Genomic DNA, 26,685 nt, shown 5'->3' on the forward strand with positions numbered 1-26,685 from the left:
TTCGGCAGGAATGCATCGGAACGGTAGCGCCGGGCCATGCCCGGCGGGGTAGCCGCCGCCCCCGGTTGGCGTTGGGCCCATGCCAACCAGGGTTGGCACCTACCAAAGCGCCCCTACCCCGGCAGGTACAGGTCCACGTAGTCGGTCACCGGCATCGCCGCCAGCGCCACCGGATCCAGCGAGGCGGCCAGGATGCGCTGCTGCTGTGCGGTGGGGAAGCGATGCGCCAGGTGCCGACGGAACTTGTCCATCAGCAGCGGGATACCCTCTGCGCGCCGGCGTGCGTGGCCCAGCGGGTACTCCACCAGCACCTCCGGCAGCGCGCTGCCGTCGTTGAAGCGCACCGTCAGCCCGTTGGCGATGCTGCGCTTGTCCGGGTCCAGGTAGTCGGCGCTGAGCTGCGGGTCTTCATGGCAGGTCATCTTCGCGCGCAGCGCGTCGATGCGCGGATCGGCCGCCATGTCGTCCTCGTAATCCTCGGCCACCAGCCGCCCATGCAGCAGCGCGATGGCCACCATGTACTGTACGCAGTGATCGCGGTCAGCCGGGTTGTGCAGCGGCCCCTGCTTGTCGATGATGCGGATGCAGGCTTCCTGGGTACGGATCGCGATGTGTTCGATGTCCTCGGCCGTTCGCCCCTGCGCGCGCAGCTGCTGGTGCAGGATGATCGCCGCCTCCACCGCCGTCTGCCCGTGGAATTCGGCCGGGAAACTGATCTTGAACAGCACGTTCTCCATCACGTAGCTGCCGAAGGGGCGGCCGAGGGTCAGCGCCTGGCCATGCATCGATACCGCTTCGAAGCCCCAGGTCGGTGCACTGAGCACGCTGGGGTAGCCCATCTCGCCGGTGGCGGCCATCAGCGCCAGGCGTACGCCACGGCTGGTCGCATCACCGGCCGCCCAGCTTTTGCGCGAACCGGTATTGGGCGCATGCCGGTAGGTGCGCAGCGCCTGTCCATCCACCCAGGCCAGCGACACCGCATTGAGCATCCGCTCGCGGTCCAGGCCCAGCATCTGCGCGACGACGGCGGTGGTGGCCACCTTGACCAGCAGCACGTGATCCAGGCCGACCCGGTTGAAAGAGTTGCGTAACGCCAGCACGCCCTGGATCTCGTGCGCCTTGATCATCGCCAGCAGCACGTCATGCACGGTCGGCGGCGGGCGTCTCAACGCGGCCGCGTTGCGGCCAAGCCAGTCGGCCACGGCGAGGATGCCACCGAGGTTGTCCGAGGGGTGGCCCCACTCTGCGGCCAGCCAGGTGTCGTTGAAATCCAGCCAGCGCACCATCGCGCCGATGTTGAAAGCCGCCTGCACCGGATCGAGCACGAAGTTGGTGCCGGGAACGCGCGCGCCATTGGCCACGCTGATACCCGGCACCAGCGGGCCCAGCAGCTTGCTGCAGGCGGGGAAGGACAGCGCCTCCAACCCGCAGCCAAGCGTGTCGAGCAGGCAGTGATGCGCGGTCTGGAACGCCAGCGGCGAGTCGATGCGCGTGTCACGCACGTAGTCGACGATGTCCACCAGCAGCGCATCCCAGGCTGCACGGGTGTTGGATGGGGTGTGGCTGTCGGACATTATCGATCTCCTCGCCGGAAAGCAGGTCAGGCCGCGCGTCCCGGTAGTCGCCAACCTTGGTTGGCGCTTGCATGCCAACCAAGGTCGGCATCTACCAGAGCACTATTCGGCCGGCACCCGCACCTTGCCTTCCATCAGCACGCGGGCGCTGCGGCTCATGATGGCCTTGGACACCGTCCACTGGCCGTCAACGAGTGCGGCCTGCGCACCCACGCGCAACGTGCCCGACGGATGCCCGAAGGTCACGGCCTCGCGCTCGCCGCCGCCAGCAGCACGATTGACCAGCGTGCCGGGGATCGCCGCGGCGGTACCGATCGCTACTGCAGCGGTGCCCATCATCGCGTGGTGCAGCTTGCCCATCGACAGCGCGCGGGCATGCAGATCGATGTCCGCGGCCGGGATCGCCTTGCCGCTGGACGACACGTAATCCTGCGCGGGGGCGACGAAGGCTACCTTCGGCGTGTGCTGGCGGGTCGCTGCGTCTTCCAGTTTCTGGATCAAGCCCATGCGCAGCGCGCCGTAGGCACGGATCTTCTCGAAACGCTCCAGCGCCGCTTTGTCTTCATTGATCGCCGGCTGCAGTTCGGTGCCGGTGTAACCGAGGTCGGCGGCGTTGAGGAAGATGGTCGGGATGCCGGCGGTGATCATCGTCACTTCGAAACTACCCTCGCCCGGGACGTCCAGCGTATCGACCAGATTGCCGGTGGGGAACATCGCACCGGCGTCACCATCGTCGGACGGATCGAGGAATTCCAGCTGGATCTCGGCAGCCGGGAAGGTCACGCCATCCAGCTCGAAATCGCCGATCTCCTGCACCTGCCCATCGCGCATCGGCACATGGGCGATGATGGTCTTGCCGATGTTGGCCTGCCAGATGCGCACGGTGCACAGGCCATCGCGCGGCACGCGGGCCGGATCGATCAGGCCGTTGGCGATCGCGAACGAACCAACGGCGGTGCTGAGGTTGCCGCAGTTGCCGCTCCAGTCCACGAATGCGGTATCGATCGACACCTGGCCATACAGGTAGTCCACGTCGTGATCCGGCACCGAGGCGGTGGAGATGATTACGCACTTGCTGGTGCTGGAGGTGGCCCCACCCATGCCGTCGGTCTGCTTGCCATACGGATCGGGCGAACCGATCACGCGCATCAGCAGTGCATCGCGTGCCGAACCGGGCACCTGTGCGGCTTCAGGCAGGTCCTGCAGGCGGAAGAACACGCCCTTGCTGGTGCCGCCGCGCATGTAGGTGGCGGGAATACGGAGTTGCGGGAGGAAGGTCATTGATCAATTTCCTGGAAGCGATGAATCATTTGTGGCGGAAATCTCCGCAAAGCGACTGGAAAGCAGCTCGATGGGCCTGCGATAGTGCAACCCCTTTGCGCCACCCGGCGGAAGAAAGAGGCCGGTCCAGAAGCTCTGCGCCATTTCAAAAATCGTGCAATCCGCATCTTCCAGCCCTAGCAGCAGCTCGAACTTCCGCTGCTGCAATGAGCCCACCAGACTTCGGCTGCGGGTGGTGGCGCACATGAATCCCTTCTTCAGATGACGGGCTTCTTCCTGCGCCAGCGGGGATTCAATGCCACATACCTTGCACAGTGCCAGAAACTGGAATTCAGCGATTTCCTCCAGCTCCCTGAAGTTCCTCACATTGCCAGGCAGGACAAGTGTCACACCTGTTTCCGCGTTCAGCATGATGATGACTGGCATTGAGCGCCACCACTCGATGTCGGCGTACCACTCGCCCAACGGATTCCTGCCGGCTGGCGGTTCCTCCGGGCGACGCGGACAACGAAAGGCGGAAAGTACTTTGGCAGTGCAACGCACAACGATCACGAACCGTCCTCCAGCAGCGCTTCCAGCCCCCAGGGGGCATTCCAGATGCGCACGATGAAAACGTGCGCAGGCAACTCCACGTAATAGACCAGATAGCCGTCGAAGCGACGAACCGGATGAAAGCGCAACGGCGCTGAGAGGGTCGGCAGCAGATCCGCATGCAGTGCGGAACCTGCACCGGGATGCGCTTCGATCAGCTTCACCACGGATTCCACCGCATCGACGAAGCCGATCTCCAATGCTTCTCCGCCTTGATCTCCATACCAGCTTGCAGCCTGGTCAAGATCTCGAACCGCTGCAGGGGACCAGTGCGAGGGTTTCACTTGCGGTTCCGTGCACGCTCACGCAGCTTGTCGAAGTGATCGGGCGGCAGAGGCGCAGAAGGGCCGGATGCCAGCCCCTCGGCGATCAGCTTCTTGAGCAACTCCTCGGCCTTGCTCCGCTGGCGTTGCCGGATCAGGTCGCGCACGTAATCCGACGTACTGGAGTAACCGCCTTCGCGCACTTCCTCGTCCACGAACTGCTTGAGCGGATCGGTCAGCGAAATGTTCATGGTGGCCATGAGACTCTCCATTGGCAGTTTTTGCCAAGTCAGTGTGCGCCCTGCCCTGATGTCGGACAAGCCTGCCCCCCCACCTCCGGGGGCAGGCATTCAGCCCGGCATCACGCCACCTTGGCGCCTTCCAGGAAGTCCTGGGCGAAGCGCTGCAGCACGCCACCGGCCTCGTAGATCGCCACTTCCTCGTCACTGTCCAGGCGGCAGGTGACCGGCACGATCACGTCCTGGCCGTCGCGGCGGTGGATGACCACGCGCAACTCGGCGCGCGGCGTACGTTCACCGATGACGTCGAAGGTTTCGGTGCCATCGATGCCCAGCGTCAGGCGGGTGGTGCCCGGCTTGAACTCCAGCGGCAGCACGCCCATGCCGATCAGGTTGGTGCGGTGGATGCGCTCGAAGCCTTCGGCAACGATGGCCTCCACGCCGGCCAGGCGCACGCCCTTGGCGGCCCAGTCACGCGAAGAGCCCTGCCCGTAGTCGGCACCGGCGATGATGATCAGCGGCTGCTTGCGCTCCATGTAGGTCTCGATCGCTTCCCACATGCGCATCACCTTGCCCTCCGGCTCGACGCGCGCCAGCGAACCCTGTTTCACGCTGCCGTCTTCATTGCGCACCATCTCGTTGAACAGCTTCGGGTTGGCGAAGGTGGCACGCTGCGCGGTCAGATGGTCACCGCGGTGGGTGGCGTAGGAATTGAAGTCCTCTTCCGGCAGGCCCATCTTCGCCAGGTATTCGCCAGCCGCACTCGAGGCCAGGATCGCGTTGGACGGCGACAGGTGGTCGGTGGTGATGTTGTCGGGCAACACCGCCAGCGCACGCATGCCGGCCAGCGAGCGCTCACCGGCCAGTGCACCTTCCCAGTACGGCGGACGACGGATGTAGGTGCTCTGCGGGCGCCAGTCGTACAGCGGGCTCACCGCTGCGCCGTGTTCGACGCGTACGTTGAACATCGGGTTGTAGACGCTGCGGAACTGCTCCGGCTTCACCGCCGCCTTCACCACCGCATCGATCTCGGCGTCACTCGGCCAGATGTCCTTCAGGCGCACTTCGTTGCCGTCGGTGTCCACACCCAGCACATCCTTCTCGATGTCAAAGCGGATGGTGCCGGCGATGGCGTAGGCGATCACCAGCGGCGGCGAGGCCAGGAACGCCTGCTTCGCATATGGATGGATGCGGCCGTCGAAGTTGCGGTTGCCCGACAGTACCGCCGTGGCGTACAGGTCACGGTCGATGATTTCCTGCTGGATCTTCGGATCCAGCGCGCCGCTCATGCCATTGCAGGTGGTGCAGGCGAAGGCGACGATGCCGAAGCCCAGCTTCTCCAGGTCCGGCAGCAGGCCCGCTTCTTCCAGGTACAACTGCACTGCCTTGGAACCGGGTGCCAGCGACGACTTCACCCAAGGCTTGCGCAGCAGGCCGCGCTCGTTGGCCTTGCGTGCCAGCAGGCCGGCGGCGATCACGTTGCGCGGGTTGGAGGTATTGGTGCAGCTGGTGATGGCAGCGATGATCACCGCGCCATCGGGCATCAGGCCCTGTGCCTGCTCGGCCTTGCCGGCTTCCAGCTTGGCGGCATCGGCGATGCCGCGCTCGACCAGTTCCGATACCGGCAGGCGGCGATGCGGATTGCTCGGGCCGGCCATGTTGCGCACCACCGTCGACAGATCGAAGTGCAGCACGCGCTCGTATTCCGCAGTGGCCAGGTCATCGGCCCACAGGCCGGTGCTGCGCGCGTAGTTTTCAACCAGTGCGACCTGCTTTTCCTCGCGACCGGTCAGGCGCAGGTAGTCGATGGTCTGGCCGTCGATGTAGAACATCGCGGCGGTTGCGCCGTATTCGGGGCACATGTTGGAGATGGTGGCGCGATCACCGATGGTGAGTGCAGCGGCACCTTCGCCGAAGAATTCAAGCCAGGCGCCGACCACGCGCTCCTTGCGCAGGAATTCGGTCAGGGCCAGCACCACGTCGGTGGCAGTGATATCCGGCTGCGGCCGACCGGTCAGCTCGACACCGATGATGTCCGGCAGGCGCATCCACGACGCACGGCCCAGCATCACGTTCTCCGCTTCCAGGCCGCCCACGCCGATGGCGATCACGCCCAGCGCATCCACATGCGGGGTGTGGCTGTCGGTGCCCACGCAGGTATCGGGGAAGGCGACGCCGTCCTGCACGTAGATCACCGGCGACATCTTCTCCAGATTGATCTGATGCATGATGCCGTTGCCCGGCGGAATCACGTCCACGTTCTCGAAGGCCAGCTTGGTCCAGTCGATGAAGTGGAAGCGGTCCTCGTTGCGGCGGTCCTCGATGGCGCGGTTCTTCTCGAACGCCTGCGGATCGAAACCACCGCATTCCACCGCCAGCGAGTGATCGACGATCAGCTGCACCGGCACCACCGGGTTGACCTTGGCCGGATCACCGCCCTTGTCGGCGATCGCATCGCGCAGGCCCGCCAGATCCACCAGCGCGGTCTGGCCGAGGATGTCATGGCACACCACGCGCGCCGGGAACCACGGGAAGTCCAGGTCGCGACGGCGCTCGATCAGCTGCTTCAGCGAATCGGTCAGCGTGGCCGGGTCGCAGCGACGCACCAGGTTCTCGGCCAGCACGCGCGATACGTACGGCAGCGTGGCGTAGGCACCGGGCTGGATCGCGTCGACGGCGGCGCGCGCATCGAAATAGTCCAGCGAGGCGCCGGGGAGGGTCTTGCGGTAATCGGTATTCATGGGCTGGCGGAATGCTCGTGGCGGGCCGGGTGCCGGCAATACGGCGGTGACGGCATCCGGCCGGCACGGGGCCGGCCGGATGCATGCAGCAGTGCAACAGTGGCGATGATCAGGAACGCTTGTCGATGGCCACGAAGTCGCGATCTTCCGGGCCGATGTAGTTGGCGCTCGGGCGGATGATCTTGCCGTCGATACGCTGTTCGACGATGTGCGCGCTCCAGCCGGCGGTGCGGGCGATCACGAACAGGGGGGTGAACATCGCGGTCGGCACGCCCATCATGTGGTAGCTGACGGCGCTGAACCAGTCCAGGTTCGGGAACATCTTCTTGATGTCCCACATCACCGTTTCCAGGCGCTCGGCGATGTCGTACATCTTCATGCTCGACTGCTCTTCGGACAGTTCGCGGGCGACGTCCTTGATCACCTTGTTGCGCGGATCGGACACGGTGTAGACCGGGTGACCGAAACCGATCACCACTTCCTTGCGCTCCACCCGGGCCTTGATGTCTTCCTCGGCTTCGTCCGGATTGTCATAGCGCTTCTGCACTTCGAACGCCACTTCGTTGGCGCCGCCGTGCTTGGGGCCGCGCAGCGCGCCGATGCCACCGCAGATCGCGCTGTACATGTCGCTGCCGGTGCCGGCGATGACGCGGCAGGCGAAGGTCGAGGCGTTGAACTCGTGCTCGGCGTACAGGATCAGCGAGGTGTGCATCGCCTTCACCCACGAATCCTGCGGCTTCTCGCCATGCAGCAGGTGCAGGAAGTGGCCACCGATGGAGTCATCGTCGGTTTCCACGTCGATCGCACGGCCGTTGTGGCTCCAGTGGTACCAGTACAGCAGCATCGAACCGAGGCAGGCCATCAGCTTGTCGGCGATATCGCGCGCGCCCGGATGGTTGTGGTCGTCCTTCTCCGGCGCCACGCAGCCGAGCACGGACACGCCGGTGCGCATCACATCCATCGGTTGCGCCGACGGCGGCAGTTCTTCCAGCGCGGCCTTCACCGCGGCCGGAATGCCACGCAGCGACTTCAGCTTGGCCTTGTACGAAACCAGCTCGGCGCGGGTCGGCAGCTTGCCATGCACCAGCAGGTAGGCGATTTCCTCGAACTCGCTGGTGTTGGCCAGGTCCAGGATGTCGTAGCCACGGTAGTGCAGGTCGTTGCCACTACGGCCGACGCTGCACAGCGCGGTGTTGCCGGCAGCGGTGCCGGACAGGGCGACGGACTTCTTCGGCTTGAAGGTCGGGGTTGCGGTCGTATCGTTCATGTTTCCCTCCGAAACTTGATGGTGCAGGGTACTGCTTATTTCTTGGCGGCGAACAGCGCATCGAGCTGCTGCTCGAAGGCGTGGTAGCCGATACGGTCATACAGCTCCTCGCGGGTCTGCATGCTGTCGATCAGGTTGCGCTGGTGGCCTTCGCGGCGGACCGTCTGGTAGACGTTCTCGGCGGCCTTGTTGGCGGCGCGGAACGCCGACAGCGGGAACAGCTGGATGGCCACGCCGGCCGAGGCCAGCTCGTCGCGGCTGAACAGCGGGGTCGCGCCGAATTCAGTGATGTTGGCCAGCACCGGCACCTTCACCGCATCAACGAAGCGACGGTAGGTATCCAGGTCATAGGCGGCCTCGGCAAAGATGCCGTCGGCACCGGCGTCGACGCAGGCGATGGCACGTTCGATGGCCTTGTCCACGCCGTCCACCTGGATGGCGTCGGTGCGCGCGATCAGGAAGAAATCCGGATCGGTCTTGGCATCGGCGGCGGCCTTCACGCGGTCGACCATTTCGCCCTGCGAGACGATTTCCTTGCCCGGGCGATGACCGCAGCGCTTGGCGCCGACCTGGTCTTCGATATGGCAGGCGGCCGCGCCGGCCTTGATCAGCGACTTCACCGTGCGCGCGATGTTGAACGCGCTCGGGCCAAAGCCGGTGTCGATGTCGACCATCAGCGGCAGGTCGCAGACGTCGGTGATGCGGCGCACGTCCACCAGCACGTCTTCCAGGGTGTTGATGCCGAGGTCCGGCAGGCCCAGCGAGCCGGCGGCCACGCCACCGCCGGACAGGTAGATGGCACGAAAACCCGCGCGCTTGGCAAGCAGCGCATGGTTGGCGTTGATCGCGCCGATCACCTGCAGCGGCGATTCGGCAGCCAACGCCCCGCGGAAGCGGGCACCGGCGGAAGAGAGGGTCGAAACGGTCATGCGGCGATCCAGGTTGAAGAACAGGGAGGTAAGCGCAAGCACCATGCCAACCTGCAAGCGATTGATTTCACGGCGATGACCGGTCAACCGCAGTGAAACATATGAAACATTGAAACAGATGTATCATGAAACATCATCATTCCCGATCCCTGCACCATGTACCTGCCCCGCTCGCCCCTGCGCCACGCCGATGCCGACCCCGGCCGCCCGGTGATCTGGACGGTCAGCGTCTCGCGCCTGACCGGCCTGCTGGGCGATGTCATTCCCGAATTCGACCGCCGCGCGCGCATCGAGCAGATCAACCTGGGCTTCGAGGAGGCCGTGGAAGTGATCGGCCAGCGCCTGCGCCGCGAGCACTGCGACGTGGTGATTGCCGGCGGCTCAAACGCGGCCTGGTTGCGCGGTCGCCTGGACCTGCCGCTGGTACCGATCCACGCCAATGGCTTCGACCTGATGGAAGCGCTGGCGCGCGCCCGCCGCATCGCCCCACGCATCGGCCTGGTCACCCATGCCAGCGACGTGCCGGTGTTCAGCAGCTTCCAGCAGAGCTTCGGCCTGGACATCGAGCACCGCCGCTTCGTCACCCGCGAAGATGCCCGCGACTGCATCGCCGACCTGCGCGCCAACGGTATCGAAGTGATCGTCGGCACCGGCATGGCCATCGACCATGCCGAACAGGCCGGACTGCCCGGCGTGCTGCTGTACTCGGCTGATTCGGTGCGGCAGGCGTTCGAGCATGCGCTGGAGCTGACCCAGGCCATGGCCCGCTCCGGCGGCAGCCGGCCTGCTCCGCGCCGCCGCACCGCCGCACGCAACGATGCGCATGCCCTGCTCGGCGACAGCAATGCGATGGCCGACGTGCGCGCACAGATCGCGCTGTACGCCCCGCACGACAGCACCGTACTGGTTACCGGCGAGACCGGCACCGGCAAGGAACTGGTTGCACGCCAGCTGCACGCCGCCAGCGGTCGTCGCGGTCGCTTCGTTGCGCTGAACTGCGGTGCGATCAGCGAATCACTGCTGGAAGCGGAACTGTTCGGCTACAGCGACGGCGCCTTCACCGGTGCGCGTCGCGGGGGGCGCGTCGGCCTGGTCGAGGCGGCCGATGGCGGTACGTTGTTCCTGGACGAGATCGGCGAACTGCCGCTGCCATTGCAGACCCGCCTGCTGCGGGTGCTGGAAGAACGCGAAGTGCTGCGCGTGGGCGCCACCGAACCGACCCCGGTCGACCTGCGCGTGGTCGCCGCCACCCTGCAATCGCTTGAGCAGCGCGCGGCGGCTGGCAGCTTCCGCCGCGACCTGTATTACCGGCTGGCCGCGCTGCGCATCGCACTGCCACCGCTGCGTGCGCGGCGCGATGACATCCCGCTGCTTGCGCAGCATTTCTTCCGTCAGCTGCGCGGCATTGATGCACCGCTGGACGAAGAAGCGCTCGCAGCACTTGGCGCTGCCGATTGGCCGGGAAATGTGCGTGAACTGCGCAATCTGGTTGATCGCCTGCGTATCCACTGGCAGCCCGGCGACGGCCTGATCGATGCAGCGCGCCTGCTGCAGCTGGCGCCGGAGCTGGTGAACGAAGGCGCCACCACACTGCCGGTGGAAAGCAACGGCAAACGCCCACCACGTGCGCAGCTGGAAGCGCTGCTGCAGGAACACCGCAATGACCGCGAAGGCATGGCGCAGGCGCTGGGGGTGTCACGCACCACGCTGTGGCGATGGCTGCGCGCGGTGGGGCTGTAACGTCCTGCCGTCTGGTTGGTGCAGAACCGATGCAAGGCAGGAGCGAACAGACCGATGCCTGGTGGGTGCGAACTTCGGATCGCACCGCCTTCTCCAAGTACCCCATCCACGCATGGCGTGGATCTACCCGGCCAACAGCAGCTCGATCTCTTCCACCTGCACCACCGGCATTTGCCAGGGATGATGCGCCACGATGCCCTGCTCGAACACACGGCGCAGACGTGCCGGATCGCGCGGCAGGCAGAACTCCAGCCGCACACTGTCGACCACCTCGGTCTGCCCCACCTCGCCCTGCGCGGGGATCGCACCCACGCGTGGCCGGAACTGTTCAAACCCCGGCGCGGACCACCACATGCCGTGCTCGTAATCGCCGGCCAGCAGCGCGTCCACTGCGAGGATGCCCTGTTTCACCGCCTCCAGCGCAGGCACCGGCACGAACACCACCACGCGATACAGCGGCACGCGTTGCATCGCGGTGCCTTACGGGTACAACAGCCGCTTGCTCCAGCGCCCTTCGGCACCGGCTTCATAGCACCAGCGCTCGTGCAGGCGGAACTGCGCGCCGTACCAGAACTCGATGCGGTCAGGCACCACCCGCAGTCCACTCCAGCCGTCCGGGCGTGGCACGTCCTTGCCCTCGAAGCGCGCCTCGACCTCGGCCACACGCGCGTCGAACTCCTCGCGCGAGTTCAACGTCTTCGACTGCAGCGACGCCCACGCGCCGATCTGGCTCATGCGCGGACGGCTGGCGAAATAGGCGTCGGCCTCGCCATCGGCCACCTGCTCCACGCGTCCCTCGATGCGCACCTGGATGCCGGCCTCGCGCAGGCTGCGCCACAGGAACAGCAGCGCCGCCTGCGGATTGGCCTGCAGCTCGTTGCCCTTGTGGCTGTCCAGGTGGGTGTAGAACACGAAGCCGCGCTCATCGAACGCCTTCAACAGCACGGTGCGCGCCGATGGCCGACCCTGCACATCGGCGGTCGCCACGGTCATCGCATTGGGCTCGACTTCGCGGCTCTGTTTCGCTTCTTCGAAAAGGGCGGCAAAGGTCGACAGGGCTTCGGCGTACAGGTCGCTCATGACAGCATTCTTCTCACACGGTTTGGGCTATTGTGGCGGCATGGTCGCCGCTGCGTACATGCCCCAGGTGAAAGGATTCCCCGAAACAGTGGTCGAGCAGGCGCTGGATGACGCGCTGGGCAGCAGCACAGCCGTTCCAGTATTGGCGATCAGCGGCCTGCAGGGGAGCGGCAAATCGACGCTGGCCGCGCAGGTGGTTGCCCGTGCCCACGCGCGTGGCCTGAACGCCGCAACGCTGTCCATCGACGATGTCTACCTGACCCGCGCACAACGCCAGCGCCTGGCCCGGCAGGTGCATCCGCTGTTGATCACCCGCGGCCCACCGGGCACCCACGACCTGCCGCTGGCACATGCGGTACTGGACGCAGTGGCCGCACGACAGCCCCTGGCCCTGCCCCGCTTCGACAAGCTGGCCGACGAGCGCCTGCCCGAAGCGCAGTGGCCGCAGCTGCAAACGCCGCTGGACCTGCTGGTGTTCGAGGGCTGGTTCCTGGGCACCCCGGCGCAGGACGATGCCGAACTGGATGTCCCGCTCAACGCCCTGGAGCGCGAGGCCGATGCCGATGGCCGGTGGCGGCGCTGGTGCAACCAGGCGCTGGCCCGCGAGTATCCGGCGCTGTGGCAGCGTTGCGACCGCTTGTGGTTCCTGCAACCCCCTGATTTTTCGGTGGTGCCGCGTTGGCGCTGGCAGCAGGAGCAGAACCTGCAGGCGGCCCAGCCGGGGCGGCACGGCATGAACCGCCCCCAGCTGGAGCGCTTCGTGCAGTACTACGAGCGGGTCAGCCGGCAGGCGTTGCGTGCGCTGCCGGCCATTGCCGACCGGGTGGTGGCGCTGGATGCCCAGCGCCAGGTGCAAGGGCTGCGCTGAGCAGCCTCACTCCACCAGGAAGGTGACCCGCAGGTTCACCCGCCATTCGGTGATCTCACCGTTGCCGTCGGTGACCACCTTGGTCTCGTTGATCCAGGCGCCCTGGATGCCCTTGACCGTCCCGGACACCTTCTTCAAACCGCTGCGCACTGCGTCCTCCACGCTCTTGGGCGAGGACGCATTGATTTCGATGACCTTGGCAACCGACATGGCAGGCACTCCATCAGGCGCGGGATACCCCGCAGGAACCTCCACCCTGACGTGAAGAACGTAAAGGCCAAGGCACGGAGGTGTTAGCATCAGAGGGCATGAATCCCGCTCCGAACCTGATCCTGATCGGCCCGATGGGTGCCGGTAAAACCTGCATCGGCCGCCGCCTCGCCGAGCGCTTCACGCTGGACTTCGTCGACGTCGACCAAGCCATCGTCGATGCGACCGGGGCCAGCATTCCCACGATCTTCGAGCATTCCGGCGAAGCCGGCTTCCGTGCCCATGAGCGCCAGGCGCTGGCGCAGGTGCTGGCCGGCCGTGGCCAGCTGGTGTCCACCGGCGGCGGTGCCGTGCTTGACCCGGACAATCGCGCCCTGATCGCCAAGCGAGGCTTTGTCGTCTACCTGCGGGTCAGCGTCGCAGCCCAGCTGGAGCGCCTGTCACGCGACAAGGCCCGGCCACTGCTGCAGCGGCCGGACCGCGAACAGGTGCTGCATGATCTGGCCGCGCATCGCGACCCGCTGTATCGCGACCTCGCCGATGTCACTCTTGATACCGACCCGTTTACCGCCGCCGATGCTACTGCCCAGCTTGTCGTCAGGCTGGCCACGCACTGGCAGCGACAGGACCCCACTGCATGACCTCCCCTGCCCTGCTGCAGGTCGCCGTTGGCGGCGACCGTCCCTATTCCATCACCATCGGTGCCGGCGCCCAGGCCGACGGCGCCGCACTGGCCAGCCATGTGCGTGGCCGCCATGTCCTGCTGGTCAGCGACAGCGAGGTTGCGCCGCGCTATCTGGATGCCACCAAGCAGGCCCTGCTGGCCGCACGCCCGGACCTGATCCTGGGTGAGCATGTGCTGGCCGCCGGCGAAGCCTCCAAGACCCTGGCCGAGTTCGGCTCGGTCATCGAGGCGCTGGCCGCGCTCGGCGCGACCCGCGATGCCTGCGTGTTCGCCCTCGGTGGTGGTGTGGTCGGCGATCTCGCCGGCTTTGCCGCAGCCTGCTGGATGCGCGGCATCGACTGCGTGCAGCTGCCGACAACGCTGCTGGCGATGGTCGACTCCTCGGTGGGCGGCAAGACCGCCGTGGATATCCCGGCCGGCAAGAACCTGGTCGGTGCGTTCCACCCACCGCGTGCGGTGATCGCCGATACCCGCGTGCTGGCTACCCTGCCGCCGCGCGAGCTGCGCGCCGGCCTGGCCGAAGTGGTCAAGTACGGCGCACTGGGCGATGCGGTGTTCTTCGAGTGGCTGCAGCAGCATGCCGAGGCACTGGCGGCCGGCGAGGATGCGGTCATCGCCGAGGCCATCGCCCGCAGCTGCCGGCACAAGGCCGCCATCGTCGAGCGCGATCCCTTCGAGAAGGGCGAACGCGCCCTGCTCAATCTTGGCCATACCTTCGGCCACGCCATCGAAACCGAACAGGGCTACTCCGCGCCGGGGCGCGATGCACTGAACCACGGTGAAGCCGTCGCGGTGGGCATGGTGCTGGCGGCCCGCCTCTCCACCCACCTGGGTCTGGCCGAGGACACCGACCGGGTGCGCCTGCAGGCGCTGCTGGAACAGCTTGGCCTGCCGGTGGCAATCCCCGCCGGGCTGGACCCGCAGGCCCTGCTCGGCCGCATGCGCCTGGACAAGAAGAACGTGGCCGGCCGCCTGCGCCTGGTGCTGTGGCGTGGCATGGGCCGCGCCGAAGTGGTACCGGACGTGGATGAAGCGGCGGTACTGAAGGTGCTGGGCGCAGGCTGACCGCTTCCGCGTTCGCCGGGCATGGCGCGGCGCTGCCGGGGAGGTTTCATGGGGTTGCCGGCCAGCGGCCGGCACTACCGGATCAGCGTTGCGGCAGGGCTCACCTCGCCCCCGCTACAATCGCTGCCATGCACGTCCACCTGCAACAATCCGCCGACGGTGCCCAGGCACCGCGCTTCCTGCGCCTGACCCTGGTCCCGGACCTGTTCGGCGGCTGGGAACTGCTGCGTGAATCCGGCCGCGTCGGCGCCCGCTCGCAGCTGCGGCGCGAGCTGTACCTGACGGCCGACGAAGCCCGCCACGCCTACGACAAGGCCCGCGATGCCGAACTGCATCGGGGCTTCCAGATTCTTTCGCACGGCGACTGACTGCGCCGCTGCTCTTTTCGCCCAAGGAATGCCCACTGTGACCAGCCCTCTCCGCAACGATCGCCTGCTGCGCGCCCTGCGCCGCGAACCGGTGGACTGCACCCCTGTCTGGCTGATGCGCCAGGCCGGCCGCTACCTGCCGGAATATCGCGCCACCCGGGCCAAGGCCGGCAGCTTCCTGGCCATGGCCAAGAACCCGGAGATCGCCTGCGAAGTCACCCTGCAACCGCTGCGCCGCTTCCCGCTGGACGCGGCCATCCTGTTCTCGGACATCCTCACCATTCCCGATGCCATGGGCCTGGAGCTGTACTTCGTCGAAGGCGAAGGCCCGAAGTTCCGCCACCCGGTACGCGATGAAGCGGCCATCGTCAGGCTGGCGGTGCCGGACATGGAGCAGGACCTGGGCTATGTGATGGACGCGGTGCGCCTGATCCGCCGCGAACTGGATGGCCAGGTGCCGCTGATCGGTTTCTCCGGCAGCCCGTGGACGTTGGCCTGCTACATGGTCGAAGGCGGCGGCAGCAAGGATTTCGCGCGCATCAAGGCGATGGCGCTGAACCATCCGCAGGCCCTGCACCGCCTGCTGGAGGTAACCACCGACGCGGTGATTGCCTACCTCGGCGCACAGCGCGCGGCCGGTGCGCAGGCCCTGCAGGTGTTCGACACATGGGGCGGCGTGCTGTCGCCGGCAATGTACCGCGAGTTCTCGCTGCGCTATCTGCAGCGCACCGCCGAAGGCCTGGAGCGCGGCGAAGGCAGCGAGCGCACGCCGCTGATCCTGTTCGGCAAGGGCACCGGCCTGCACCTGGAAGCGCTGTCGCAGACCGGCGCCGATGCGCTCGGCCTGGACTGGACGCTGGACCTGGACGAAGCGCTGCGCCGCACCGGTGGCCGCGTAGCGCTGCAGGGCAACCTGGACCCGACCACGTTGTATGCCTCGCCTGATGCGATCGCCGCGGCGGCCGCACGCGTGCTCGATACCTATGCCGCCGGCAACGGTGGTTCGCGCGAGGGCCATGTGTTCAACCTCGGCCACGGCATGTCGCCGGACATGGACCCGGCCCATGTACAGGTGCTGGTCGACGCAGTGCACGCACACAGCCAACGCTGAGCATCGCGCAGGCAATCACGGCGCGATGTTGATCGCGCCGTGACCCGCAGTGCGCGATCATGGCGCCCCCCACGTTGCACCGGCCACGCCCCATGTCCACAGCGCCATCGACCTACACCCGCCAGCGTCCCCTGCTGTGGCTGGTTTCGCTGGCGATCTTCATGCAGATGCTGGACTCGACCATCGTCAACACGGCGCTGCCGGCGATGGCGGCCAGCCTCGGCGAAAGCCCCCTGCAGATGCAGTCGGTGGTCTTCAGCTACGCGCTGGCAGTGGCCACCTTCATTCCCGCCTCCGGCTGGATCGCCGACCGCTACGGCACCCGACGCACCTTCCTGGTGGCGATCATCCTGTTCACCCTCGGCTCGCTGGCCTGCGCAATGGCGCAGCAGCTGCATCAGCTGGTGGCCGCGCGCGTACTGCAGGGCATCGGCGGCGCGATGCTGCTGCCGGTCGGGCGCCTGGCGGTGATGCGCTCGGTGCCACGCGAGGACTTCCTGCGTGCGATGAGCTTCATCGCCATTCCCGCACTGGTGGGTCCGCTGATCGGCCCGACGCTGGGTGGTTGGCTGGTCGAGATCGCCTCGTGGCACTGGGTGTTCCTGATCAACCTGCCGATCGGCGTCATCGGCTTCATCGCGGCGATGAAGATCATGCCCGACCACTACGCCAGCCACCGCACCCGGTTCGACCTTCGCGGCTACGCCATGCTGGCCTTTGCGATGGTGGTGCTGTCGCTGGCACTGGATGGGATTTCCGGGCTCGGTACACCACACGCGCTGGTGATGCTGATGACCGTGGCCGGCCTGGCCGCGCTGGTCGGTTACTGGCTGCACGCGGCAAATTCAACGGCACCGCTGTTCTCCCTGGCACTGTTCCGCGTGCCCAGCTACCGCATCGGCATTCTCGGCAACCTGTTCTCGCGCATCGGCAGCAGTGCCATGCCGATGCTGATTCCGCTGCTGCTGCAGGTCGGCCTTGGCCTCGGGCCGATGAACGCCGGCCTGATGATGGTGCCGGTGGCCGCCGCAGGCATGGTGTCGAAGAAGCTGGCGGTGAAACTGGTTGAACGCTACGGCTATCGCCGCGTGTTGATGACCAACACCGTGCTGGTCGGCCTGGCGATGGCCAGCTTCATCCTGATGACACCGGGCCAGCACCTGGCCGTGCGCCTGCTGCAGCTGGCGTTCTTCGGTGCGGTCAATTCGCTGCAGTTCACCGTGATGAACACCGTCACCCTGCGCGACCTCGACCGTGAGTTCGCCAGTTCCGGCAACAGCCTGCTGTCGATGGTGATGATGCTCGCCGCCGGCTTCGGTGCAGCCGCCGCAGGCAGCCTGCTGGCCGCATTCGGCACGCAGCTGGAAGGCCATGGCGCGACGGCGGCACTGCATGCCACGTTCCTGTGCGTGGGCGCGATCACGCTCACCTCGACGCTGATCTTCTGGCAGTTGCCCGACACCAAGCCCGAGCCGCGCCAGGTAGAAGAAGTAGCGGAGTAGAGGGTTCGGCAGGGCTGCGCCCTGCACCTGCAGAGGCCGAAGCAACGGCAACAGCAACAGCGGGCATTCCGTGGGATGGCGGGGCGGTGTCGGATTGCGGGGACGCCGCAAGTACGTCCCTGTAGGCTTGGCAGCCGCTTGCTCGTGTGCGCTTTCCTGCGCACACGGCAAGACCGGGGTTGGGCGTCCTGCCCAGCCCGCCCGAGGCATGCCTCGGGCCCATGCCGCGGACACCCCGCAATCCGACACCGCCCCACCTCTGACAGTTTTCCGGTGGCTGATGGGTCCACGCCATGCGCGGATGCTGTTCTTTCAATTGTCGAAATATTCGATTTCGACGGAGATTCATCCACGCATGGCGTGGATCTACGTGTCGACCAAGGTCGACACCCACCAAGAGCAGGCCATGCCATTCCGAGAGTTCTCGGAAATCTGTCGAAGGCGGGGTGGGTCCGGTTGCGGGGGTGTCCGCGGCATGGATGCCGCGGCCAAGCCTACAAGGACGTATTCACGGCGTCCCCCGCAACCGGCCCCACCCCGCCATCCCACGGAATGCCAGCTTTTGCTTTTGCTTTGCCGTCGATTCGGCAGGTGCAGGGCGCAGCCCTGCCGAACCCCTACCGCCCCAGCACGCGGGCGATCGCTTCCACCAGCAGCTCACCGGTCACCGGCTTGCGCAGGAAACCACCGATGCCGGCCGCTTCCACCTGCTGCTGCAGGTCCGGGTCGGTGCGCGCGGTCACTGCCAGCAGCGGCAGCGTGTAACCCTGGTTGCGCAGATGCTGGGCCAGTTCGAAACCGCTCAGGCCCGGCAGATCCAGATCGAGCAGGCCGACATCGAAATCCCCCGCGCTGATTTCACGCAGCGCGGCCAGTGCGTGGGCCGCGTGGACCACCTCATGGCCGCGGGTGGTGAGCAGGCCACACATCACATCGGCCACGGTCGCATCGTCCTCCACCAGCAACACCCGCAGCGGCGGCATGTTGACCACAGCAGCGGCGGCGTCACTGTCGGCACCTCCGTCGCTGGCCGCACCCTGCTGCAGCGGCAGCGGCAGGCTGACACCGAAGCAGGTGCCACTTCCCAGCTGGCTTTCCACGCGAATGCGGCCCTGCATGGCCAGTGCCAGCTCGCGGCAGATCGCCAGGCCCAGGCCGCTGCCGCCGTACTGCGCCGCGGTACGCGCACCCTCGGCCTGCTCGAAGCGCCGGAACAACCGTTGCTGTTGCTCCTGGCTGATGCCTGGACCGGTATCGCGCACCTCGAAATACAGCCCACGCGGCCCGTCCTCGCAACGCGCGTGCAGCGTGATGCTGCCGCGGCTGGTGAACTTGACCGCGTTGGACAGCAGGTTGAGCAGGATCTGCCGCACCCGCATCGCATCACCGGTCGCCTGCAGCCCTGCAGGCAACTGGTTGTCGAGGATGAACCGAAGGCCCTTCTGTGCAGCCAGTGGCCCCATCAGTGCGGCCAGATCCTGCAGCAGGCGATGGAGACCGAACGCATTGGACTGCAGTTCCAGGCGCCCCGATTCGATCCGCGCCAGGTCCAGCGCATCGTTGACCAGGTGCAGCAGATGCTCACCCGCATGCCGGATCGACTGGGTATAGCCGCGCTGCTGCGGATCCAGCGGCGAGGCCAGCAGCAGTTCGCTCATGCCAAGTACGCCGGTCATCGGCGTGCGGATTTCATGGCCGAGATTGGCGAGGAACCGCGTCTTGGCCGCCGATGCATGTTCGGCCAGATCCTGCTTGTGCAGGGCGAGCTGGTAGGCGTGCTGGCGCTGCAGCCGGCGCCGGTACAACCAGGCGAACCAGCTGGTCAGCAGCAACCCGATCGAGGCCAGCACCAGCAGGCCGGACAAGCTGCGCCACCATGGCGGCTGCACGTGGAATTCCAGGGTCTGCACCCGCGACCACACGTGGTCGGCCGAGCGCGCCTGCACTTCCAGCCGGTAGGCGCCGGGTGGCAGGCGCGAGAACAGGCGCTCGCCTGCCGGGCCCACCTCGACCCAATCCGGGTCGTAGCCGGCCAACCGGTAGCGGTAGGTGTTGGAAGCCGAATCGGCGAAGGACAACAGGCGCGCGACGATACGCAGGTCGCGGTCGCCATCGGCGATCTGCAACGGCGAGTCATGGGTCAGGTCCAGCAACTGCTCGTTGCGGCGTACCTCCACCCGCTCGATCACCAGCGGCGCACGGCGGGTGGAAGGCCGCACCTGCTCGGGATCGAACACCACCACACCGGCGGGGGTACCCGCCACCATGCGCCCCGCCGAGGAGGCGATCAGGGTGTGTTCGCGGAACTCCTGGCTGGGCAGCCCATCGTGCACTCCGTACAGGCGTACGCTCTCGCCATCGGCACTCACCCGCACCAGGCCGCGGGCGCTGGTGGCCCACGCCACGCCCTGCGCGTCGACCACCAGGCCGGTAGCGGAAATCGCCGGATAGCCCTGCTCGGCGCCAACTACCGCCTGCCGTTCCAGCCGGCCCTGGCTCCAGAGATACCGCGACAGCCGACCATCCTCGGACAACCAGACCTGGCCGTCCTTGCCCACGTGCAGGGCATAAACCGCAGTGGCCGGCGCACCGGGCACCGGCTGGAAGCGTTGTGCATCCGGCAGCCATTGCAGCAGGCCGCGGCTGCTGGCCAGCCAGATCCGGTCCTGCGGGCCGCATTCCACGTCCAGATTGAGCTGACCGGCCTGCAGACCGTCCTGGCCGTTTTCCAGCCGCCGGCGCACGTGCCCGTCCAGATCACGCTGCTGCAGCCCCGATGACAGCATCAACCACAGGCTGTCGCCATCGCAGGTCATCATCGCCTCGATGTTGCCTTCCATGGTCGCGTCCGCGCCCGAGTCCCGCCCCCAGCGCCGCAGCTCGCCACGACGCGGGTCGTAGCGCATCAGGGCGTCGGTCGAGCCCACCCACACCTGGCCCTGCCGGTCTTCGCGCACCGAGGTCAGCCAGTGCATGCCGTTGACGAAGGTGCGGTGCTGCTCGATCACGCCCGTGCGCGGATTGAAACGGTCCAGCGCGCCGTGGCTGCCGACCGTCCACACCCCACCATTGCTGGAGGGGCTGGTACCGAGCACATAGGAATTGCGCAGCGAGGAGGGATCATCCTCCAGCCGCGAGAACACCGAGAACTGCCACCAGCGCGGAAGCAGGTGCCACAGGCCGGCATTGGTACTGGCCAGCCAGATGCCGCCTTCGCGGTCCTCATAGGCGCCGGTCCAGTTCGGCCGCACCAGGCCACGGGCGATGGCACTGTACAGCGGTACGTTCTGGTAGCGGCCATCGATGCCCCGGCCCAGGCCGCTGCGCGTGTCCAGCCAGTGCCCGCCCTGCTCGTCGCGCAGCATCATGCCCAGCACCTGGTCGCCGGCGGGCAAGGTCCAGGGCACCGGTTCGAAACGGCCATCCGGGCGCCGCACCGTGGCCCCGGCCAGCGTGCTGATCCAGAGGCTGCCGTCCGGTTCTGCGGTCAGTCCATTGATCAGCAGGCTGGGCAGCAGGTCGCCGCCGATGCGTTCGAAATCGGTTCCGGTCCAGCGCGCCACGCCATGCTTGGTGCCGACCCACAGGCTGCCATCGGCAAGCGTGGCCAGGTAGGGCACCGACGCGGCCGGCAGACTGCGCGGGTTGTTCGCTTCGGGCAGGAACCGCTGCAGACGGTCATTGCTGTCCAGCCGGTACAGGCCACCCTCGTGGGTGCCGAACCAGATCGCGCCATCCGGTGTCGCAGCCAGGCTCCAGACGGTGTTGCTGCCCATCAGCGGCTGGCTGCTGCGGTCGTAGAAGCGCAGCTGGCGGCGATCGGCCGACATCCGCACCAGGCCGGCATTTTCAGTGCCGATCCACAGCTCGTTGCGGGCATCGACCAGCACGCTCCAGATGCGGTTGTCGCGCAGGCCGTCTTCGGAACGCCAGATGCGGTAGTTGCGCCCGTCGTAGCGGGCCAGGCCATCGTTGGTGGCAATCCACAGGTAGCCGTAGCGGTCCTCGGCCATGCGGTTGACGGTGTTCGATGGCAACCCGTCGAACACGGTGACCTGCCGCGGCGAAGGCGGCACCGGCTGCGCGGCAGCGGGCACCAGGCAGCACAGCAGCAGGATCAGCAGCGTCACTGCCCGCAGATACACCACCGATGGCCTCCTCACGCTGCTGTTGATGATGCCCACACCGTGGGCGTCGGCATGGTAAACCGAAAGTTGCGCGAATCACGCCGCAGGATGCCGTGCTCAGCTGATGATCTGGCGCTTGCTGCGTGCCTGGGCAATGGCCGCCACCAGCAGATCGCCGGTCACCGGCTTGCGCAGGAAACCATCGAATCCGGCCGCAAGCACCTGCGCCTCGGCATAGGCATCCGAGCGCGCGGTAACGGCCACCAGCGGCAGCTCGTAGCCCATCGCGCGCAGCTGGCGGGCAATGGCAGTGCCGTCGAGCGCCGGCAGGTCCAGGTCGAGCAGACCAACATCGAACCCCTCGGTGGATATCTCCGACAGCGCGCCCAGGCCGTGCAGCACGTGCACCACCTCATGGCCACGGCTGCGCAGCAGCCCGGCAATGACCTCGGCAACGGTGGCATCATCCTCGACCAGCAGGATGCGCAGTGCAGGCAGCGTCGGCGACACTGCCTCGCCAGGGCCGGAGGCCTGCTGCCGGCTCCAAGGCAGCGGCAGCCGCACTGCGAAGCGTGCGCCACGCCCCGGCTGGCTGTCGACATCGATACGGCCGCCCATCGCCACCGCCAGTTCCTGGCAGATCGCCAGGCCCAGCCCGCTGCCACCGTAGCGCGAGGCGGTACGCGGGCCGTCGGCCTGTTCGAAGCGGTGGAACAGGCGCTGCTGCTGCTCGGCATTGATGCCCGGCCCGCTGTCGCTGACCTCGAACGTCACCGCACCGCCATCCTCATCCAGGCGCGCCGCCAGGCCGACATGGCCGCGCTCGGTGAACTTGATCGCGTTGCCCAGCAGGTTCAGCAGGATCTGGCGGATGCGCATCTCGTCGCCACTGACGCAGATCGGGCCTGGCAATGCCTGCCCGCGCTGGAACGCCAGCCTGCGCTGCCGTGCCATCGGCTGCATCAACGCCTGCACCTGGTCCAGCAGTCCGCCCAGGTCGAACGGGCGGATGTCCAGTTCAAGCCGGCCGGCCTCGATCCGGGCCAGGTCCAATGCATCGTTGACCAGCCGCAGCAGATGGCTGCCGGCCTGCTGGATCGAGCCGGCATAGCTGCGCTGCACCGGGTCCAGTTCGGTGGCCAGCAGCAGTTCGCTCATGCCCAGTACCCCGGTCATCGGCGTGCGTACTTCGTGGCCCAGGGTCGCCAGGAAGCGGCTCTTGGCCTGCGATGCCTGCTCGGCGATCTGCTGCTTGTGCACCGTCAACTGCCACTGCTGGCGTCGCCGCAACCGCCTGCGGATCGACCACAGCAACGCCAACAGCAACAGCGAGCCCAGCATCACGTAGCCGAAGATCGCCATGCCGCTGCGCCACCAGGGCGGCAGTACCTTGATGCGCAACTGCTGCGAGGGCGTCCACGGACCACTGGCCGTCGCGGCCTGCACCTCGATGGCGTAGGTGCCGGGCGGCAACCGCGACAACGTGCGTTGACCGTCCCCGCCCTGTTCCACCCAGTTCTGGTCGTATCCCTGCACGCGGAACCGGTAGCGGTTGCCCTGCGGGTTGGCGTAGGACAGCAGCCGTGCATCGATCTGCAGGTCACGGTCGTCGGGCCCCAGCAACAGCAGGCCGGAGCTCGGCAAGGGCTGCCAGCCGCGCGCATCATCGCGACGGACGCGAACCTGCGCGATCACCAGTTGCGAGGGTGGCAGCTCGGCGTCGGCAGCATTCGGATCGAAGCCCACCATGCCGGTCTGGGTAACGGCCAGCACGCGGCCATCGGCATCGATCGCCGGTGGGCGTCCGGTGAACTCGGCATCGAGCAGGCCGTCGCGCTCATTGAAGATCTGCAGGCGACGCTGCTTCGGATCCCAGCGCAGCAGGCCGCGGGGCGTCGTCGCCCACAACTGGCCGTCGCGGGCCAGGGCCAGCCCTCCCATGCTGATCGGCGGCACGCCGGCACTGGCATCGACGCGCTGGATCAGGCGCAGGCTCAGGCCATCCCACTGGTAGCGCTCGAATGCGCCCTGGCGTGCGATCCACAACTGCCGGGGATCGATCCATACCAGATCGTAGATGGGCCCCCTGGAAACGCCGGGCACCGCTTCGAAGCGATCTCCCTGCTCGCGCCAGATGCCCATTTCCCCGACCACCCAGGCGTGCCCGCTGGCATCGAAGCGGATCTGCTCGACCGGCGCGTCGGTGCTGCCTCGCAGCGTAGCGCCGTCGAAACTGCGCAGCAGCCGGCCGTCGGCACTGCGCTGTTGCAGGCCCAGGTTCATCACCGATACCCAGACCGTGTCATCGGGGGCCTGCCGCATCAGATCGATCCGCTGCCGAAGGTCGGCGCCACCGCCAATGCGCCAGTCGCGCAGCACACCGGTGGCGGGGTCGTAGACGCTGATGCGCCCCGCGCGGCCGAGCCACAGCCTGCCGTCGGGACGTGGCAGCACCGACCACACCGCGCCGCTGCCCAGTTCGCGGTCGCTGGCCAGCAGGCGCAACGTCCCGTGTGCATCGATCTGGTAGACGCCATGGGCAGATCCGACGTAGTAGCTGCGACCGTCGCTGGCAGCGCTCAACAGGTACTGGCTGTCCAGCGGCTTGCCATCGAACTGGTACCAGGTCGAAAAGCGTCGCCAGTCGGGCGGCAGGTAGGCCAGGCCCTGTGTCAGCAGTGCGACCCACAGGCCTCCCTCATGGTCCTGCATCAGGTCGAGCACGCCACTATGGCCGGTCAGGAAACCACTGCCACGGTCGCCTTCCAACCTGCGCAACCCCTGGTCGTCACCACGCAGCAGGCCATCGGACGTTCCCACCCAGTAGCCTCCGTGCCTGTCGGGCAGCACCAGTGCCGAGCGCAGGCGGGCACTGTCGGCCCAGGCCGGTCGCGTCACCCGATCCTGCGCATCGATGCGGTACAGGCCGTCGTTCTGGGTACCGACCCAGATCGCGCCATCGGCATCGCGGCTCAGCCGCAGCACGCTCACCGCCGCCAGTTCGCGCGGCGCCACGGCTTCAAAGCCATGGCCGTTCCAGCGCGCCACACCGGCTTCGGTGCCCACCCACAGCCGTCCCTGTGCATCCACCAGACTGCTGAAGACGGTGTCACTCGGCAGACCACCGGGCTGCGCCCGATCATGCTGGAAATGGCGCAGCGAGCCATCTTCGCCGACGCGGCAGACCCCATGGCTGCTGCTGCCGACCCATAGCGCATCCTCGGCATAGGCCAGGGTCCAGAACTGTCCCTGGCACCCCTCAGTGACGGAATCGAAGGTCCTGAAGCGTTCGCGGTCGGCATCCAGCCGGGCCAGCCCCTTGCCGTTGATGCCAACCCATACCCGGTCGAGCGGGTCGACCAGCAGGGTTTCGATCTCGTTGCCGGGCAGCGAATCCGGTTGTGCCGGGTCGTGCTGCCAGACCCGCAGCTCACCGCCGTCATAGCGGGCCAGGCCGCCGTCGGTGGCGGCCCACACGCGGCCCTGCCGGTCTTCGGCCAGCGCCACCACCATGCGCGAGGGCAATCCCTCGGCCGCGCCGAAACGGCGCAGGCGCGGTGTTTCACCGGCCATGTCCAAGGTCGCCGCTGCAGCCGAAAGCGCCAACAGCACCAGACCTGCTCCTGCAATGCCTTGGCACCACCGGCGCCAGCCGCTCTTCATCCTGAACCCCCTGTCCTGTGCCGATTGTCACACAGGGCCGCAGCCATCGCTGCAACAGCCTGTTTCCGGCCGCATCGGCACCACGAACTGTTGCAGCCGTGCACACAGCGTTGCGCGGAGGCTATGGGTATGATCGAACGGTCTTTTTCCCGGAGCCCCCGCCGATGCGCCACTGCCTGGCCCTGCTGCCGATGCTGCTTGCCGTGGCCCCCGCCTGGGCAGGCAACGAGGTCTACCGCATCGATCCGGTGCACACCCGTGTGCTGTTTGCGATCGACCATGCCGGCTATTCGCAGGCGCTGGGTACGATCTCCGGAAGCCAGGGCCAGTTGCAGTTCGATAGCGACAACTGGCGCGATGCGACACTGGACGTCGAGATCCCGGTGTCGCGATTGGACCTTGGTGATGCCAAGTGGAACGAGGCAACCCTGGCGCGCAGCCTGCTCGATGGCGAACGCTTCCCTACCGCCCGCTTCGTCTCCCGCCATATCGAACCGATCGACGCCACACATGCCCATGTGACCGGCACGCTGACCCTGCGCGGGGTCAACCAGGAGGTCACGCTGGAAGTGACCCTGAACCAGATCAAGCGCTATCCGCTGCCGCCCTTCCGGCGTACGGCCGGCTTCTCGGCCACCACCACGCTGAGCCGGCGTGCCTTCGGCATCACCGCCTGGCCGGGCGTGATCGGTGATGCGGTGCAGGTACGGATCGAGGCTGAAGCCACGCTCGACCGCAGCGACCGTGCGGGAACTCCCACTCCCCAACCCCACTCCGACAGCCAGACGGCCACCAAGGACCCTTCATGACCGCCAAGAACACCCCTGCCGCCTGGGGGAGTGTCAGCCAGACCCTGCACTGGCTGATCGCACTGCTGATTCTCGCCCTGGGCATCGTCGGCCTGACCATGGGCGAGCTGCCGAAGACGCCCAAGTATTTCTGGGTCTATACCGCGCACAAGTCGATCGGCATCACCGTGCTGGCACTGGTGGTGCTGCGCCTGGGCTGGCGTCTGTATGCCGGTGCCCCCAGGCCGGTACCCGGCGTGCCGGGCTGGCAGGAGCGCATCGCCAGCGCCACCCATGTGCTGCTGTATGTGCTGATGTTCGCCATCCCGTTGTCGGGCTGGCTGTACGACTCGGCCAGCGGCCTGCGTCCGTTCCGCTGGTTCGGTCTGGTCGACGTGCCCAAGCTGAGCGGGCCGGACCCGCAGGTCGTGGCGGTATCCCATGCTTTGCACGAATACGGCTTCTGGCTGTTGATCGCGGTGGTGCTGGCCCATGCCGGTGCTGCCTTCTACCACCACCTGTTCCAGCGCGATGCCACCCTGTCCCGGATGTTGCCGCGTGGCTGGCTCGCCTCTCCCCAGAAGGACTGACAG

The 26,685-nt window shown here is 67.0% G+C and carries 22 protein-coding genes; 9 read left to right on the forward strand and 13 right to left on the reverse strand.

Annotation, left to right across the window (positions count from 1 at the left end; genetic code table 11):
* Positions 1–113: 113 nt before the first annotated feature.
* The 8 genes from LMF57_RS14965 to prpB form a co-directional block, all read right to left on the reverse strand.
* Positions 114–1,574: a bifunctional 2-methylcitrate dehydratase/aconitate hydratase gene (locus LMF57_RS14965; protein WP_229290132.1), complete on the reverse strand. Its 1,461-nt coding sequence runs from the start codon at positions 1,572–1,574 to the stop codon at positions 114–116.
* Between the two features lie 102 nt (positions 1,575–1,676).
* The gene (gene prpF, locus LMF57_RS14970) at positions 1,677–2,855 is read right to left on the reverse strand and encodes a 2-methylaconitate cis-trans isomerase PrpF (protein ID WP_229290133.1); all 1,179 of its coding nucleotides are present in this window, start codon (positions 2,853–2,855) and stop codon (positions 1,677–1,679) included.
* 3 nt (positions 2,856–2,858) lie between these two features.
* Positions 2,859–3,407: a hypothetical protein gene (locus tag LMF57_RS14975; RefSeq protein WP_208081384.1), complete on the reverse strand. Its 549-nt coding sequence runs from the start codon at positions 3,405–3,407 to the stop codon at positions 2,859–2,861.
* The gene (locus tag LMF57_RS14980) at positions 3,404–3,730 is read right to left on the reverse strand and encodes a type II toxin-antitoxin system RelE/ParE family toxin (RefSeq protein WP_208081385.1); all 327 of its coding nucleotides are present in this window, start codon (positions 3,728–3,730) and stop codon (positions 3,404–3,406) included. The genes LMF57_RS14975 and LMF57_RS14980 overlap by 4 nt, the downstream gene beginning before the upstream one ends.
* Positions 3,727–3,969, reverse strand: coding sequence for a type II toxin-antitoxin system ParD family antitoxin (locus LMF57_RS14985; RefSeq protein WP_032976603.1), 243 nt, complete (start codon positions 3,967–3,969; stop codon positions 3,727–3,729). Before LMF57_RS14985 ends, LMF57_RS14980 begins: the two co-directional genes overlap by 4 nt.
* A 101-nt stretch (positions 3,970–4,070) precedes the next feature.
* Positions 4,071–6,689: a Fe/S-dependent 2-methylisocitrate dehydratase AcnD gene (gene acnD / locus LMF57_RS14990; protein ID WP_140225692.1), complete on the reverse strand. Its 2,619-nt coding sequence runs from the start codon at positions 6,687–6,689 to the stop codon at positions 4,071–4,073.
* A 109-nt stretch (positions 6,690–6,798) separates the two neighbouring features.
* Complete coding sequence (gene prpC, locus LMF57_RS14995; protein ID WP_229290134.1) at positions 6,799–7,956, reverse strand: 2-methylcitrate synthase; 1,158 nt, start codon at positions 7,954–7,956, stop codon at positions 6,799–6,801.
* Positions 7,957–7,991: 35 nt separating this feature from the next.
* Positions 7,992–8,885: a methylisocitrate lyase gene (gene prpB / locus LMF57_RS15000; RefSeq protein WP_229291398.1), complete on the reverse strand. Its 894-nt coding sequence runs from the start codon at positions 8,883–8,885 to the stop codon at positions 7,992–7,994.
* 156 nt (positions 8,886–9,041) lie between these two features.
* Here prpB and prpR point away from each other — a divergent pair, with 156 nt between their 5' ends.
* Positions 9,042–10,625 (forward strand): propionate catabolism operon regulatory protein PrpR, encoded by a 1,584-nt coding sequence (gene prpR / locus LMF57_RS15005; protein WP_229290135.1) that lies wholly within the window; start codon positions 9,042–9,044, stop codon positions 10,623–10,625.
* A 123-nt stretch (positions 10,626–10,748) separates the two neighbouring features.
* On the opposite strand, the gene LMF57_RS15010 is transcribed toward prpR, so the two are convergent.
* Complete coding sequence (locus LMF57_RS15010; RefSeq protein ID WP_208081388.1) at positions 10,749–11,096, reverse strand: hypothetical protein; 348 nt, start codon at positions 11,094–11,096, stop codon at positions 10,749–10,751.
* 9 nt (positions 11,097–11,105) lie between these two features.
* On the reverse strand, positions 11,106–11,705 hold the full coding sequence (gene pdxH, locus LMF57_RS15015; RefSeq protein WP_229290136.1) for a pyridoxamine 5'-phosphate oxidase: 600 nt from the start codon (positions 11,703–11,705) through the stop codon (positions 11,106–11,108).
* Between the two features lie 40 nt (positions 11,706–11,745).
* Between pdxH and LMF57_RS15020 the strand changes: the two genes are divergently transcribed.
* Entirely contained in the window at positions 11,746–12,573 is an 828-nt protein-coding gene (locus tag LMF57_RS15020; protein WP_229290137.1) for a kinase, read from the forward strand.
* Between the two features lie 6 nt (positions 12,574–12,579).
* Here the strand turns inward: LMF57_RS15020 and LMF57_RS15025 are convergent, their stop codons facing one another.
* Positions 12,580–12,783 (reverse strand): dodecin family protein, encoded by a 204-nt coding sequence (locus LMF57_RS15025; RefSeq protein ID WP_025876997.1) that lies wholly within the window; start codon positions 12,781–12,783, stop codon positions 12,580–12,582.
* A 98-nt stretch (positions 12,784–12,881) separates the two neighbouring features.
* On the opposite strand from LMF57_RS15025, the gene LMF57_RS15030 reads away from it, so the two are divergent.
* The 5 genes from LMF57_RS15030 to mdtD all read left to right on the forward strand — a co-directional run bounded on the left by LMF57_RS15030 (position 12,882) and on the right by mdtD (position 17,514).
* Positions 12,882–13,424, forward strand: coding sequence for a shikimate kinase (locus LMF57_RS15030; protein ID WP_208081391.1), 543 nt, complete (start codon positions 12,882–12,884; stop codon positions 13,422–13,424).
* The gene (aroB, locus tag LMF57_RS15035; RefSeq protein WP_117311042.1) at positions 13,421–14,533 is read left to right on the forward strand and encodes a 3-dehydroquinate synthase; all 1,113 of its coding nucleotides are present in this window, start codon (positions 13,421–13,423) and stop codon (positions 14,531–14,533) included. Before LMF57_RS15030 ends, aroB begins: the two co-directional genes overlap by 4 nt.
* 128 nt (positions 14,534–14,661) lie before the next feature.
* On the forward strand, positions 14,662–14,901 hold the full coding sequence (locus tag LMF57_RS15040) for a WGR domain-containing protein (RefSeq protein ID WP_117311043.1): 240 nt from the start codon (positions 14,662–14,664) through the stop codon (positions 14,899–14,901).
* 28 nt (positions 14,902–14,929) lie between these two features.
* Positions 14,930–16,012 (forward strand): uroporphyrinogen decarboxylase, encoded by a 1,083-nt coding sequence (gene hemE, locus LMF57_RS15045; protein ID WP_229290138.1) that lies wholly within the window; start codon positions 14,930–14,932, stop codon positions 16,010–16,012.
* Between the two features lie 92 nt (positions 16,013–16,104).
* Positions 16,105–17,514, forward strand: coding sequence for a multidrug transporter subunit MdtD (mdtD, locus tag LMF57_RS15050; RefSeq protein ID WP_025876990.1), 1,410 nt, complete (start codon positions 16,105–16,107; stop codon positions 17,512–17,514).
* Between the two features lie 617 nt (positions 17,515–18,131).
* Here mdtD and LMF57_RS15055 read toward each other — a convergent pair.
* Both LMF57_RS15055 and LMF57_RS15060 read right to left on the reverse strand, forming a co-directional pair.
* The gene (locus tag LMF57_RS15055) at positions 18,132–21,662 is read right to left on the reverse strand and encodes a hybrid sensor histidine kinase/response regulator (RefSeq protein WP_229290139.1); all 3,531 of its coding nucleotides are present in this window, start codon (positions 21,660–21,662) and stop codon (positions 18,132–18,134) included.
* 96 nt (positions 21,663–21,758) lie between these two features.
* Positions 21,759–25,304: an ATP-binding protein gene (locus LMF57_RS15060; protein WP_208081528.1), complete on the reverse strand. Its 3,546-nt coding sequence runs from the start codon at positions 25,302–25,304 to the stop codon at positions 21,759–21,761.
* Between the two features lie 164 nt (positions 25,305–25,468).
* Here LMF57_RS15060 and LMF57_RS15065 point away from each other — a divergent pair, with 164 nt between their 5' ends.
* Together LMF57_RS15065 and LMF57_RS15070 are read left to right on the forward strand one after the other, a co-directional pair.
* Positions 25,469–26,113, forward strand: coding sequence for a YceI family protein (locus LMF57_RS15065; protein ID WP_117311047.1), 645 nt, complete (start codon positions 25,469–25,471; stop codon positions 26,111–26,113).
* Positions 26,110–26,682: a cytochrome b gene (locus tag LMF57_RS15070; RefSeq protein WP_117311048.1), complete on the forward strand. Its 573-nt coding sequence runs from the start codon at positions 26,110–26,112 to the stop codon at positions 26,680–26,682. Before LMF57_RS15065 ends, LMF57_RS15070 begins: the two co-directional genes overlap by 4 nt.
* Positions 26,683–26,685 lie beyond the last annotated feature (3 nt).

This window comes from Stenotrophomonas sp. SI-NJAU-1, from assembly GCF_020883215.1.
GTDB lineage: Bacteria > Pseudomonadota > Gammaproteobacteria > Xanthomonadales > Xanthomonadaceae > Stenotrophomonas > Stenotrophomonas indicatrix.